General features: G+C 65.8%; 14 protein-coding genes. 3 read left to right on the plus strand and 11 right to left on the minus strand.

Features of this window, described 5'->3' with window-relative positions; genetic code table 11:
* Positions 1-83: 83 nt before the first annotated feature.
* From ABIB38_RS13120 to ABIB38_RS13155, 8 genes are all read right to left on the minus strand, one after another.
* Positions 84-956 carry an acyltransferase family protein gene (locus ABIB38_RS13120; protein WP_429204459.1) on the minus strand — a complete coding sequence of 291 codons (873 nt, stop codon included), beginning with the start codon at positions 954-956 and terminating at the stop codon, positions 84-86.
* A gap of 443 nt (positions 957-1,399) precedes the next feature.
* Positions 1,400-1,621, minus strand: a complete 222-nt coding sequence (locus ABIB38_RS13125) for a hypothetical protein (RefSeq protein ID WP_429204461.1) — start codon at positions 1,619-1,621, stop codon at positions 1,400-1,402.
* Positions 1,622-1,744: 123 nt separating this feature from the next.
* Positions 1,745-2,665, minus strand: a complete 921-nt coding sequence (locus ABIB38_RS13130; RefSeq protein ID WP_429204462.1) for a DUF2145 domain-containing protein — start codon at positions 2,663-2,665, stop codon at positions 1,745-1,747.
* On the minus strand, positions 2,665-3,126 hold the full coding sequence (locus tag ABIB38_RS13135) for a hypothetical protein (protein WP_429204463.1): 462 nt from the start codon (positions 3,124-3,126) through the stop codon (positions 2,665-2,667). The genes ABIB38_RS13130 and ABIB38_RS13135 overlap by 1 nt, the downstream gene beginning before the upstream one ends.
* Before the next feature lie 104 nt (positions 3,127-3,230).
* The gene (locus ABIB38_RS13140) at positions 3,231-3,545 is read right to left on the minus strand and encodes a hypothetical protein (protein ID WP_429204464.1); all 315 of its coding nucleotides are present in this window, start codon (positions 3,543-3,545) and stop codon (positions 3,231-3,233) included.
* A gap of 97 nt (positions 3,546-3,642) precedes the next feature.
* Positions 3,643-4,869, minus strand: coding sequence for a glycolate oxidase subunit GlcF (glcF, locus tag ABIB38_RS13145; RefSeq protein WP_429204465.1), 1,227 nt, complete (start codon positions 4,867-4,869; stop codon positions 3,643-3,645).
* 2 nt (positions 4,870-4,871) lie between these two features.
* Positions 4,872-5,963, minus strand: coding sequence for a glycolate oxidase subunit GlcE (gene glcE, locus ABIB38_RS13150; RefSeq protein WP_429204466.1), 1,092 nt, complete (start codon positions 5,961-5,963; stop codon positions 4,872-4,874).
* A 12-nt stretch (positions 5,964-5,975) separates the two neighbouring features.
* On the minus strand, positions 5,976-7,475 hold the full coding sequence (locus tag ABIB38_RS13155) for an FAD-linked oxidase C-terminal domain-containing protein (RefSeq protein WP_429204468.1): 1,500 nt from the start codon (positions 7,473-7,475) through the stop codon (positions 5,976-5,978).
* A 91-nt stretch (positions 7,476-7,566) separates the two neighbouring features.
* Here ABIB38_RS13155 and ABIB38_RS13160 point away from each other — a divergent pair, with 91 nt between their 5' ends.
* Together ABIB38_RS13160 and ABIB38_RS13165 are read left to right on the plus strand one after the other, a co-directional pair.
* A complete protein-coding gene (locus ABIB38_RS13160) occupies positions 7,567-8,121 on the plus strand; it encodes a cob(I)yrinic acid a,c-diamide adenosyltransferase (protein WP_429204470.1) in 555 nt (184 codons plus the stop codon).
* Positions 8,122-8,136: 15 nt separating this feature from the next.
* Positions 8,137-8,838, plus strand: a complete 702-nt coding sequence (locus tag ABIB38_RS13165) for a 2OG-Fe(II) oxygenase (protein WP_429204471.1) — start codon at positions 8,137-8,139, stop codon at positions 8,836-8,838.
* Positions 8,839-8,954: 116 nt separating this feature from the next.
* On the opposite strand, the gene dxs is transcribed toward ABIB38_RS13165, so the two are convergent.
* From dxs to ABIB38_RS13180, 3 genes are read right to left on the minus strand one after another with little or no spacing between them, the layout of a single operon-like run.
* Positions 8,955-10,829, minus strand: coding sequence for a 1-deoxy-D-xylulose-5-phosphate synthase (gene dxs / locus ABIB38_RS13170; RefSeq protein ID WP_429204473.1), 1,875 nt, complete (start codon positions 10,827-10,829; stop codon positions 8,955-8,957).
* On the minus strand, positions 10,830-11,744 hold the full coding sequence (locus ABIB38_RS13175) for a polyprenyl synthetase family protein (RefSeq protein ID WP_429204475.1): 915 nt from the start codon (positions 11,742-11,744) through the stop codon (positions 10,830-10,832).
* Positions 11,741-12,007 (minus strand): exodeoxyribonuclease VII small subunit, encoded by a 267-nt coding sequence (locus ABIB38_RS13180; protein ID WP_429204692.1) that lies wholly within the window; start codon positions 12,005-12,007, stop codon positions 11,741-11,743. Before ABIB38_RS13180 ends, ABIB38_RS13175 begins: the two co-directional genes overlap by 4 nt.
* 377 nt (positions 12,008-12,384) lie before the next feature.
* On the opposite strand from ABIB38_RS13180, the gene ABIB38_RS13185 reads away from it, so the two are divergent.
* A complete protein-coding gene (locus ABIB38_RS13185) occupies positions 12,385-13,485 on the plus strand; it encodes an aromatic ring-hydroxylating oxygenase subunit alpha (protein WP_429204477.1) in 1,101 nt (366 codons plus the stop codon).
* Positions 13,486-13,533: the final 48 nt, after the last annotated feature.

The following is a 13,533-nucleotide window of genomic DNA, read 5'->3' on the forward strand; positions in this document are numbered from 1 at the left end:
TACGGGGTTTCATCATGACGGCACTCGCTGGCTTGGTTCGATGTCAGGATTTTACCCAGCCGCAGGCGTCTCGGCCGAGGTTTTTAGAGGTGGCCATAACTGATGAGTCCGACGCCGACCATGATTCGCGTCGTGAGAAGTTTCCCCGCCAGTGTCGAGGGCGTGCAATATAGAATAACCAGCACAGTGCCGACTGTCGGCGCCAGGGTATACAGGCTGGGGAACGGAGTATGCTCGTCATACAGGACAATGCTCGCTGCAATCAGGCCAAGCCCGAGCATTGCCAGGATCTCGTCACGCACCAGAGAACGCGATTCGCCCGATTTATTGGTGTACATGGCAGCCAGTGCGCCGATACCCATCTCCCATCCACGCATGGGCAGCAGATAAAACGTTGCGGTTGGATCGATAGTCGAGGCGAACTGCGCCAGTGAGAGACTCAGAATAATCAGCAAAGAGACGAGTATTGCCAGGATCGGTCTACCCAGACGCCACGTCATCAACAAGAATACCGGGAACAGAAGGTAATACTGCTCTTCGACCGCAAGACTCCATGTGTGAAGTAGTGGCTTGAGGTCGACGGCCGTCTCGAAATAACCGCTGGATTGCCAGAACAGGATATTGGACGAGAAGAGAATGACCGCAACGATGCTCTTGCTGAATTCCTTGAAATCCGAAGGGATCAACCACATCCACGCAAAAGGGATGGATATGGCCATTACCAGAAAGAGCGCCGGCAGAATCCGTCTCGCCCGCCGCTCATAGAAAGTGATGATACTGAATCGACCCTCTTCCATTTCCTTCAAAATAATGGAAGTGATCAGATAGCCGCTGATGACAAAAAAGATATCTACGCCAACATAACCACCGCTGAACAGCGAGAAGCCCGCGTGGAAAAGTATGACTGGAAGAACCGCAACGGCCCTGAGCCCGTCAATTTCGGCACGATAGTGCATGTGGTCGCAGACTGTATCAACATGGGATCGGAGACGGTGCGGACAGCACTATCCATTCTTGCAGTCGTAAAAACGGCTACGACGGCTACTTGTTTCCGAAATGTTAATCTCTGCCTTACATTCCAGTCTAGTTATTTAGAGCATGTGTTGTAAAAATATGAACAACCGTTTCAAGATTAATTTGTAAATATTACAAATTCCGAAGAAACAATATTTGAGGAAGAACAAATCGTTAGCATGTGCACTCATCTGCAGTGCTGATCGCCAAGCCACGCTCCACGCGCCGGCTATGACGAGGATATTGAGAAACCGCTGGCCTGACGTCTTGATGTGCCATGGATCACACTTGCTCGAGCGTGCGGGCCACCTCAGCCGCCACCGTCTCGCTGTATCGCCTCATGACCACAGGCTTGCGTCCAGGCCCATGCAGCTCATTGTCGGCCCTACCGCCTCGTGCGGCAGGTGATCCCCGCGCGCAGCGGAAAACCGATGAGCGCGCGCACTTGCGGCCCTTCGTCATCCTTGCCGTCGATACGTGTGGGAGGTGACGTGGAGCCGGCCATGACGCCGTAGCCATCGGAGTCGAGATACATCTGCGACTGCCCGGCTTCGCCTCCATACAGCGATTCGGCCGTGCCCCAGGTGTCCGCCAGGTGAGCCGGCAAGACGTCGGCCGCTGCTGGCCTGCATGCCAGCAAACATGCAGGCCAGCAGCGCGATGTGCCTGCCCGGCGCGGGCGGGAGTCTGGAATGACGTCCCATCCTCTCTCCCTTGTCGGCTTGTGCGCTCACGGCGTGAGCATCACCACCTCGTCATCCGGCCCCGGCTCGCACGCCGCGCCAAGCGGCTCCCAGCCGCGCCGCACGACGATGCGCCCCTTGTCGTGGCAGATCTCCACGCGCTGCGTCTGCGGCGCGCGCTGACGCGCGAAGGCTTCGATCGAGGCCGGCACGCTCACCTGCAACGCGAGGGCGTGCAGGTCGTCCACCGGATGGTCGTCCACGTGCACCAGCGGCACGAACTGCCCGGCGAACATCAGCAAGTGACCCGGCACCCTGACCGGCCCGGCGACGTAGCCCTGCGCGCGCAGCCAGTCCTGCGCCCGCTCGCGCACCTGCCCGCCCTGCACTGCCACGTCGCCCCAGGCGAGCGCCAGCATTTCGGCCACCCACTGGTTGCAGTTCTGGTAATCGGTGCTGAAGGCATAGGCGTTGGCGCTGTACTTCCCCGCCAGCAGCGCCAGCGCCAGCCCCTTGTCGCGCGCGGCGCGCTCGAGCTGCGCGCCGTCGTGCTCGGGCAGGAACAGCAGCGACACATGGCCGCTCGATGGCGCATCGGCCCCGAGCGCGAAGCCCGAGATGCCCTGGTCGAACAGGTGCGGACGGGCGTCGTCGCAGGCGTAGTACAGTTGGCGCACGGCCCAGGCGCCATCGGCATCGTCGCGTAGGGCGACGCCGGCATGCGAATACAGCAGGCCGAAGCGGCTCAGGTCCACGCCGGCACGGGAAATCAGGGCGACCTTGCCGCCCGAGCGTTCGAGTTCCTGGCGGACCACGCCGGCAAAGCGCAGCACGCGGTCCTGTTCGAGCGCGGTGATGTCGCTCTCGCGCTCGCAGAACGTCGGCAGGCCGGCCCAGGCCGCGCCGCTGAAGGTGGCGCAGAGGCCGAGCGCCAGCGCTGCCGTGGCGGCCGCCCTGCGCAGCCGCATCAGATGACGACTTTGCGCGACGCCAGGTCGCGCTGCCAGTCGTCCTGCAGGGCCAGGAAGAACGCGCGCTGGGTGTCGGCGTGGGCGAATTCGTAGCCGTAGACGCGCTCGTTCACGCGCACCACGTCGCCGGCATTGACCTGGCGCTGGGCCATGGCGCGGTTCGGCACGTCGAGGAAGAAGGTGCGGGCCTGGCCGGCTTCGGCACGCAGGGTCAGGCGGGTGGTGTCGGGCTTGTTCGGCGCGTTGGCGATGTCGATCACGCGGTAGTCGCCCGCCGCCACCTTGTCGTCGCCGCTCGAACTGGTGCTGGAATCGCTGATCGAATCCGAAATGCTGGCCGAGGACGCCGAGCCGGCGCTGGAGGCCGAGGAGGCGAAGCTTTCGGCCTGGACGGGAATGGCGCAGGCGGCCGCAAACACGGCCAGACACACGGAACGGGAGAGAATTTGCAAGGTCATAAGATGCTTTCATTGTCGAGCAGAACGCTCACATGGTACAAGCCATTGCCACGGATGACCATAGAATCGTCGCCCCGCGTTTGCCAAACCCTACGGATTCGTCGTCAGCGCGTCTGGATGCGCGCCACGCCGTGGATGGTGCAGCCACGGCTGACGTTGTCGAGGAAGCGGATCGCCTCGGTCATCGAGACGCCTGGCGGCAGCAGGCCGCCCAGCGCGGCGTTCTCGTTCAACCGGTCGATGCCGTAGGCGATGGCGCGCGACACGTCGCGCGCCATGCGGCCGTCGCTGTTGTACAGCGCGTCATAGACGCCGGCCGCTTCCCAGACCGGGACCAGGCCGGGGCTGCTGCTGTCTTCGAAGACCACGGCGGCCGGGCCGCCCTCGTCATCACGCACGAGTTGGAAGGTAAAGCTCAAGATCGTTCCTGTTGGTTGCCACTGGTTTCCCGCCGATTGCCGGCTTCGGCGCGATCCTAACATGGCCGGGAAATCGGCGTTGCGCTCGCGCGGGCAATCAGCGCAAGGCCCGCTCGAGCAGCTCGATCCAGTGCGTGACCGCTTTGTCGGTCCCCGACTGCAGGTGAGTCAGGCAGCCGATGTTCGCCGACACGATCTCCTCGGCGCCGGTCGCATCCAGGCTGGCCAGCTTGCGGTCGCGCAGGGCGTGCGCGATCTCCGGCTGCAGGACCGAATAGGCGCCGGCCGAGCCGCAGCACAGGTGGTTGTCGACGCACAGCACCACGTCCACGCCGGCCGCGTGCAGCACGCTTTCGACCTTGCCGCGGATTTGCTGGCCATGCTGCAAGGTGCAGGGCGGGTGATAGGCGACGCGCGGCGCGTTCTTCCCCTGCGTCCGCGCCCTGATCTGCTCCTCGAACTGCGGCAGGATCTCGGACAGGTCGCGCGTGATCTCGCTGATGCGGCGCGCCTTGTCGGCGTAAGCCGGATCGTGCGCCAGCAGGTGGCCGTATTCCTTGACCGTCACGCCGCAGCCGGAGGCGGTCATCACGATCGCCTCGACCTGGCCCTGCTCCACATGGGGCCACCAGGCGTCGACGTTGCGGCGCATGTCGTCCAGGCCGCCGTCCTGGTCGTTCATGTGGTAGCGCAGCGCGCCGCAGCAGCCGGCCCTGGGCGCCACCAGCAGCTGCACGCCGAGCAGGTCGAGCACGCGCGCGGTGGCCGCGTTGATGTTCGGCGCCATCGCCGGCTGCACGCAGCCGTCCAGCAACAGCATCTTGCGCGCATGGGCTCGGGTCGGCCACAGGCCGGCGGCGCGCGCCGGCTGCAGCTTGTCCTGCAGAGCGGCCGGCAACAGGGGTCGCAGCGCCTGCCCCGCCCTGAAGGCCGGCCGGAACACGCCGGCGCGCGGCAGGCATTCCTTGAGCGTGGTGCGCTTGATCCGTTCACTCAACGGGCGCGGCACGCGCTCGTCGACCAGCTTGCGGCCGATGTCGACCAGGCGGCCATACTTGACGCCGGACGGACAGGTGGTCTCGCAGTTGCGGCAGGTGAGGCAGCGGTCCAGGTGCAGCTGGGTCTTGCGGGTCGGCTGCGCGCCCTCGAGCACCTGCTTGATCAGGTAGATGCGTCCGCGCGGGCCATCGAGTTCGTCGCCCAGCAGCTGATAGGTCGGGCAGGTGGCGGTGCAGAAGCCGCAGTGTACGCAGGCGCGCAGGATCGCCGCGGCTTCCTCGCCTTCGCGCGTGCCCTTGATGAAGTCGGCAAGTAGGGTTTGCATGATCAGCTCGCGCTTTCTGGATAAAGGCGGCCCGGATTGAAGACGTGCGCGGGATCGAAGGCGTCCTTCATGCGCGCATGGATGCGCGCCAGCGCCGGCGCCAGCGGCTGGAACACGCCGCCGCCCTTGTCGCCGCCACGGAACAGGGTCGCATGGCCGCCGCAAGCCTGTACCGTTTGCCGGATCGCCTGGGCCGTCGCGGCGTCGCCATCGGCGCGCAGCCAGCGCTGGGCGCCGCCCCATTCGATCAGCTGGTCGCCGCCGAGCGCGAGCGCGCCGGTGGTCGACGGCACCGACAGGCGCCACAGGGGCGCCGCGTTGGCCATGGCATTGGAAAAGAAGGCATGACGCTGCTCGCGCACCTCCATCCAGAATGCCGCCGCATCGGGCACCGCTTCACCGCCCAGCAGCCGCATCGCGGCGTCGACCGCCGCCTCGGCGCCGGACAGGCGCAGCGCCAGCTGGCCGCCGCACCAGGCGCTGCCCGACAGGGGCAAGGGCTGGCCGCCCCATTCGTTCAGGCGCCGGATGGCGTCGATCTCGCTCATCTCGAAGCGCAGCGTGGCCTCGGCGAAGGGCCGCGGCAGCACCTTCAGCGACACTTCCAGCAGCAGGCCGAGCGTGCCCATCGAACCGGCCAGCATGCGCGAGACGTCGTAGCCGGCCACGTTCTTCATCACCTTGCCGCCGAACGCCAGCACGTCGCCCTTCCCGTCCAGCAGTCGGGCGCCGAGCACGAAATCGCGCGTGGCGCCGCTGCTGGCGCGCCGTGGACCGGAAAGGCCCGCCGCGACCGTGCCGCCCACGGTGGCGCCGGCGCCGAAATGCGGCGGCTCGAAGGCCAGCATCTGGTTGTGCCGGGCCAGCAGCGCCTCGATCTCGGCCAGCGGCGTGCCGCAGCGCGCCGTGATCACGAGTTCGGTCGGCTCGTAGTCGACGACACCGGCATGGTCGCGGGTGTCGAGGATGGCGGCCTGTGGCGCGGCATGCGCGCCGCCATACCAGTCCTTGGTGCCGCCGCCGCGGATGCACAGCGGCGCGCGATCGCGCGCCGCGGCCAGCACCTGCTCCTGGAATCGTTCGGTCGTGCCCATATCGGCCCTCGTTCAAAAACGCGGCAGGTCCGGGAACGGGACCTCGCCATGGTGCACGTGCAGCTTGCCGAATTCGGCGCAGCGGTGCGGGGTCGGGATCGCCTTGTCCGGATTGAGCAGCGCGACCGGGTCGAAGGCATGCTTGACTGCGAAGAAGGCGTCGAGCTCCTTGCGGCCGAACTGCACGCACATCGAGTTGATCTTTTCCATGCCCACGCCGTGCTCGCCGGTGATGGTGCCGCCTACTTCGACGCACAGCGCCAGGATCGCGGCCCCGAAGGCTTCGGCGCGCTCGAATTCGCCGGGCACGCTGACGTCGAACAGGATCAGCGGATGCATGTTGCCGTCGCCGGCGTGGAACACGTTCGAGCAGCGCAGGCCGTAGGTCTGTTCCATTGCTGCGATGCCGGCCAGCACCCGCGCCAGCTGCTTGCGCGGGATGGTGCCGTCCATGCAGTAATAGTCGGGCGAGATGCGGCCGGCCGCCGGAAAGGCGTTCTTGCGGCCGGACCAGAAGCGCACCCGCTCCGCTTCGCTCTGCGACACCGTGATCGCAGTGGCGCCGGCGCGCGCGAGCACCGCGCTCATGCGCGCGATCTCCTCGGCCACTTCGAGCGCCGTGCCGTCGGCCTCGCACAGCAGGATGGCGGCGGCATCGAGGTCGTAGCCGGCCCGCACGAAGGGCTCGACCATGCGCACCGAGGTGCGGTCCATCATCTCGAGGCCGGCCGGGATGATGCCGGCCGCGATCACGTCGGCCACCGCATTGCCGGCCGTGACGACGTCATTGAACGAGGCCATGATGACCTGGGCCAGCGCCGGCCTGGGCACCAGCTTGACGGTCACCTCGGTGACGATGCCGAGCATGCCTTCGGAACCGATGAACACGGCCAGCAGGTCGAGCCCCGGCGCGTCGAGCCCCGCGCCGCCCAGTTCGACGATGTCGCCCTCGATCGTGGCCACCCGCACCCGCAGCACGTTATGCACCGTCAGTCCGTATTTGAGGCAGTGCACGCCGCCCGAATTCTCGGCCACGTTGCCGCCGATGGTGCAGGCGATCTGCGACGACGGGTCGGGCGCGTAGTACAGGCCGAACGGCGCGGCGGCTTCGGAGATCGCCAGGTTGCGCACGCCCGGCTGGACGACGGCGGTGCGCGCCAGCGGGTCGACGCGCTTGATCTGGTTCATGCGCGCGGTGGACAGCACCACGCCATCGTGGATCGGCAGCGCGCCGCCCGACAGGCCGGTGCCGGCGCCGCGCGGCACGATCGGCACCTGCAACTCACGGCAGACCGCGAGGATGGCCAGCACCTGCGCTTCGTCGGTGGGCAGGGTCACGACCAGCGGCAGCTGGCGGTAGGCGGCCAGGCCGTCGCATTCATAGGGCCGGGTGTCTTCGGGGTCGGACAGCACAGAGGACGCCGGCAGGCGCGCGCGCAGGGCCGCCGCCACCTGGGCGCGCCGCGCCGCCGGGTCGGGATGGTGATCGGGATGGGAGGTTCGATCGAGCATGCTTTGATTGTAAGCAGAAGCGAGCACATTCGCCACGTTTTATCGTATCCTGACCCCATCGTTTTTTCTCACCAACGCATAAGGCAACATCATGGGCAACCGCCTCTCGAAAATCGCGACCCGCACCGGCGACGACGGCAGCACCGGCCTGGGTGACGGCAGCCGCACCGGCAAGGACAGCGCGCGCATCCACGCGCTGGGCGAAGTCGACGAACTCAACTCCTTCGTCGGCCTGCTGCTGTGCGAAGATATGCCAGCCGCATTGCGCGAAGAGCTGGTCTCGATCCAGCACGACCTGTTCGACCTGGGCGGCGAGCTGTGCATCCCCGGCTACCAGATGATCAAGGAAGAGCACGTGGTGCGCCTGGACGGCCTGCTCGAGAAGTACAACGCCGACCTGCCGGTCCTGAAGGAATTCATCCTGCCGGCCGGCTCGCGCGCGGCCGCCACCGCCCACGTCTGCCGCACCGTGTGCCGGCGCGCCGAGCGCGCCATCGTGGCGCTGTCCAAGGCGGAGCAGATCCACGCCCACCCGCGCCAGTACGTCAACCGCCTGTCCGACCTGATGTTCGTGCTGGCGCGCGTGCTGAACCGCCATGCGGGCGGCAGCGACGTGCTGTGGCAGCACGAACGCAAGCGGGGCTGATCCATGGACGGCAGGATGGATGACTTGATCGGCGTGTACGACGGCGCGCTCACGGCGCAGCAATGCGACGCCCTGCTGGCGCGCTTCGAGGCCAGCGACAAGGTCGTGCGCGGACGCACCGGCAACGGCGTCGACGTCGGCAAGAAGGACAGCTACGACATCACCATCAACCTGCACCGCGAGTGGGACGACGTCACCCAGCTGCTGCTCGAGACGATGACGCGCCACCTGGTGCAGTACGTCGACCGCTACCGCATGCTGCTGATGGGGTCCCTGTCGCCGACGCTGGCGCATCCGTCCACCGGCACGCCGACGGTATTGTCGATGGACAACTTCGAAGAAGTCGGCCGTCCGTATATCGAAGACCTGGTGCGCGTGCTGTACCGGCCCGGCACCATCAACCTGCAGAAATACCAGCGCGGCAGCGGCGGCTACCACCACTGGCATTCCGAGATCTATCCGCAGAACGCCAGCTGCGATTCGCTGCACCGGGTGCTGCTGTGGATGGTCTATCTCAACGACGTGGAAGATGGCGGCGAGACCGAGTTCCTGTACCAGGGCCGCAAGATCGTCCCAAAAAAGGGGCGGCTGGTGATCGCGCCGGCCGGCTTCACCCACACCCACCGCGGCAACATGGCCAAGAGCGGCGACAAGTACATCGCTACTTCCTGGATCCTGTACCAGCGCGCCGAGGCGCTGTTCGGCCAGCCAGGGTGACAAGAAACCGGTCCCACGACGGCGATTCGCCCCACCGTTCGAACAGGCGGCCAGACCCAGCAAAAAGCCCCGCTTTCGCGAGAAAGCGGGGCTTTTTGCTGGTGCGCCCGGAGCGGTCAGCCGTTGTTCACCACCAGCCGCGGTTCGCCCTGCGCCACCAGGCGTGCGCGGATCGACGCCGCGATGCCCTTGGCATCCAGGCCCACCGACGCCAGCAGCGCTGCCGGATCGCCCTGGTCGATGAAGTTGTCGGGCAGGCCCAGGTTCAGTACCGGCTTGGCAATGCCCGCCGCTGCCAGCGCTTCCATCACGGCGGCGCCGGCGCCGCCCATGATGCAGCCCTCTTCCACCGTCACCAGTAAATCGTGCTCCTGCGCCAGGCGCTTGACCAGTTCGACGTCGAGCGGCTTCACGAAGCGCATATTGGCCACCGTCGCATCGAGCTCGTCGCCCGCCTTGATGCTCGGCGCCACCATCGAGCCGAAGGCCAGGATCGCGACGTCCTTGCCGGTGCGGCGCACCTCGCCCTTGCCGATCTCGATCGACACGAGCTTGTCCTCGATCTGGGCGCCGACGCCGGCGCCGCGCGGATAGCGCACCGCGGCCGGGCCGGGGTAGTGATAGGCGGTGGTCAGCATCTGGCGGCACTCGTTCTCGTCCGAGGCAGCCATCACGACCATGTTCGGGATGCAGCGCAGGTAGGCCAGGTCGTAGTTGCCGGCGTGGGTCGCGCCGTCGGCGCCCACCAGGCCCGCACGGTCCAGCGCGAAGGTCACGTCCAGGTTCTGCAGCGCCACGTCGTGGATCAGCTGGTCGTAGGCGCGCTGCAAAAAGGTCGAGTAGATCGCGATCACGGGCTTCAAGCCCTCGGTGGCGATACCGGCGCCGAAGGTCACCGAGTGCTGCTCGGCGATGCCGACGTCGAAGTAGCGCTGCGGGTACTCCTGGTGGAAGCGCACCATGCCCGAGCCTTCGCGCATGGCCGGCGTGATGCCGACCAGGCGTTTATCTGCGGCTGCCATGTCGCACAGCCAGTTGCCGAACACCTCGGTATACGTGATCTTGCCCGGCGCGGCGGCCGGCTTGATGCCCTCGAGGTGGTTGAACTTGCCGGTTCCGTGGTACAGGATCGGCTCGGCCTCGGCCAACTTGTAGCCCTGGCCCTTCTTGGTCACCACGTGCAGGAATTGCGGGCCCTTGAGCTTCTTGATGTTTTCCAGCGTCGGGATCAGGGAATCGAGGTCGTGGCCGTCGATCGGGCCGATGTAGTTGAAGCCGAATTCCTCGAACATCGTGGCCGGGACCACCATGCCCTTGGCATGCTCTTCCAGCTTGCGCGCGAGATCGAGCACCGGCGCCGGCAGCACGCTCTTGCCCACGTTCTTGGCGGCGGCGTAGAACTGGCCCGACAGCAGGCGCGCCAGGTAGCGGTTCAGGGCGCCGACCGGCGGCGAGATCGACATGTCGTTGTCGTTCAGGATGACCAGCAGGTTGACGTCTTCTTCCACGCCCGCGTTGTTCAGGGCCTCGAACGCCATGCCGGCGGTCATGGAGCCGTCGCCGATGACGGCGATCGCATGGCGGTCCTCGCCCTTGATCCTGGCCGCGGTGGCCATGCCCAGCGCCGCCGAGATCGAGGTCGACGAATGGGCGGTGCCGAAGGTGTCGTATTCGCTTTCGTCGCGCTTGGGGAAGCCCGACAGGCCGTTCAGCTGGCGCAACGTGGGCATGCGGCCGCGGCGGCCGGTGAGGATCTTGTGCGAATAGGTCTGGTGGCCGACGTCCCACACGATGCGGTCGCGCGGCGTGTCGTACACGTAGTGCAGCGCGATCGTCAGCTCCACCGTGCCCAGGTTGGACGACAGGTGGCCGCCAGTCTTCGATACCGACTCGAGCAGGAACTGGCGCAGTTCGTGCGCCAGCGGGATGAGCTGGGTGCGCGGCAATTTGCGCAGGTCGGATGGGTCGTTGATTTTTTCTAGCAGGTTCATTTAAGCCTTCCGCTGCACGATCAGGTCTGCCAGTTCGCGCAGACGCTGTGCTTTGTCTCCAAATGGCGCCAGCGCTTCGTGCGCGTCACGCCGCAGTTGTTCGGCCAGCGCGCGCGATGGCTCCAGGCCGAGGATCGACACATAGGTCGGTTTGTTGTCGGCCGCGTCCTTGCCGGCGGTCTTGCCCAGCGTGGCCGAATCGGCGGTGGCGTCGAGCACGTCGTCGACCACCTGGAACGCCAGTCCCACCGCGGCGGAATAGGCATCTAATGCTTGCAGCTCTTCCTGGGCCAGGTCGCGGCCGGCGAGCGCGCCGAGCAGCACCGACACGCGCAGCATGGCGCCGGTCTTCAGTTGGTGCATGCGCTCGAGCTGCTCGCGGGTGAGCGCCAGGCCGACGCTATCGAGGTCGATCGCCTGGCCGCCGCACATGCCGTTCGAGCCGGCGGCCTGCGCCAGCAGGCGCACCATCGTCAACTGGCGCGCCGGCGGCAGCGCCGCGACATCAAGGCCGGCCACCACCTCGAAGGCTTGCGCCTGCAGGGTGTCGCCGACCAGCAGCGCGGTCGCTTCGTCATAGGCCACGTGCACCGTCGGCTTGCCGCGGCGCAGGGCGTCGTCGTCCATGCACGGCATGTCGTCGTGCACCAGCGAATACACGTGGATCATCTCGACCGCGCTCGCGACCCGGGCTAGCGCCGAGGGGTCGGCGTCGAACAGCGCGCCGGCGGCATACGCCAGCAGCGGGCGCACGCGCTTGCCGCCGCCGAGCGTGGTGTAGCGCATCGCCTGGTGCAGCTTGTGCGGCTCCCGGTCGGCCGGCGGTAGGAACGCGTCGAGCGCTTCCTCCACGCTGGCCTGGACGGCGCGCGTCCAGGCGCTGAAATCCTGCGCCGCATCGAGGCCGGTCTTCATTGCGCCGCCTCGTCGTCGCTGAATGGCTTGAGCATGTCGCCTTCGAGCACCTTGACCTGCGACTCGACTTTTTCGAGCTGGGCCGCGCAATACCTGACCAGTTCGGAGCCGCGCGCATAGGCCGCGACCGAGGCTTCCAGCGGCAAGGCGCCGGATTCCATCTGTGTCACGAGCTGGGCCAGTTCGGCCATCGCCTGCTCGAAGGATTGCGGTGCGGTCGTCCCGGCAGCCACCGCTGCCGCGGGCGCGCCGTCCGCCGTCATATTCTTTGCCATAAGTCGCTATCGTGAGGCGCCCAGTTGTGCGCCGTGGGTCAGTCCAATCGCGTATTTTAGATCAATCCCACCCCACGGGGGGTGCACATTGCAGCATTCACAACTAGTAAGTGTGAGCAAATGCGTCAAGAATCCGGCCGACGCCCCGCTATTTGTCGCCTCGCTGCCCTTTTTTCAATATGAAAACCATGCCTCATCGGCAATACATCAAACGCCGCGCACCACAATCTCGCGCCGGCCCAGGACGGTAGAGCCCGTTACGCAGTATAATCTCCGGTTCTGTCCGAAATACCGTATTCCTCTACTTAAATACTGGTCTTTGGATTCTTTCTCTTCTTTGGAAGCTACCTTAAAGGGGGGTTGGGATGTCCGATCTGGCTACCCACGCCAAGCTGGCGCGCTCGAACGCACAGCTTCCGGTAAATGTTTATTTTGACGACGCGCTCCTCAGGCGCGAGATGCAGCAACTGTTCCACAATGGCCCGCGCTACATCGGCCATGAATTGATGGTGCCGGAAACCGGGGACTTCGCGACGCTCGCCTCCGAACACGAAGGCCGCATGCTGGTGCGTAACCCGGGAGGCATCGAAGTGCTTTCCAACGTCTGCCGTCACCGCCAGGCGCTGATGTTCAATGGCCGCGGCAATGCGAAGAACATCGTCTGCCCGCTGCACCGCTGGACCTATGACCTGAAGGGCGAATTGATCGGCGCACCGCATTTCGCGGACACGCCGTGCCTGAACCTGTCCAGGACCGCGCTGCAGAACTGGAACGGCCTGCTGTTCGAACAGAACGGCTACAACGTGATGGAAAAGCTCGGCAAGCTGTCGGTGACGAAGGACCTCGATTTTTCGGGCTATATGTTCGACCACGTCGAGATCCACGAGTGCGACTACAACTGGAAGACCTTCATCGAGGTCTACCTGGAGGACTACCACGTCGAGCCCTTCCACCCGGGCCTGGGCAACTTCGTCTCGTGCGACGACCTGAAATGGGAATTCGGCAGCGACTACAGCGTGCAGACCGTGGGCGTGAACCGCGCGCTGCAGAAGGCCGGCTCGCCGGCGTACAAGCGCTGGCAGGAGCAGGTCCTGAAGTTCAACAACGGCCAGCCGCCGAAGTACGGTGCGATCTGGCTCACCCTGTACCCGAACATCATGGTCGAGTGGTACCCGAACGTGCTGGTGGTGTCGACCCTGTGGCCGGACGGCCCGCAGAAGACCCGCAACGTGGTCGAGTTCTACTACCCCGAAGAGATCGCGCTGTTCGAGCGCGAATTCGTCGAGGCCGAGCGCGCCGCCTATATGGAAACGGCGGTCGAGGACGACGAGATCGGCCTGCGCATGGACGCCGGCCGCAAGATCCTGCTGGCGCGCGGCGTCAACGAGGTCGGTCCATACCAGTCGCCGATGGAAGACGGCATGCAGCACTTCCACGAGTGGTATCGCAGCAGGATCGCCTTGTAACTCATGTCGTAAAACCGGCGCCGCACCCTGGCGTCACGGACCGCGCGG

It is taken from the genome of Massilia sp. UYP11 (assembly GCF_050434805.1).
In the GTDB taxonomy this organism is placed as follows: Bacteria; Pseudomonadota; Gammaproteobacteria; order Burkholderiales; family Burkholderiaceae_D; genus Telluria.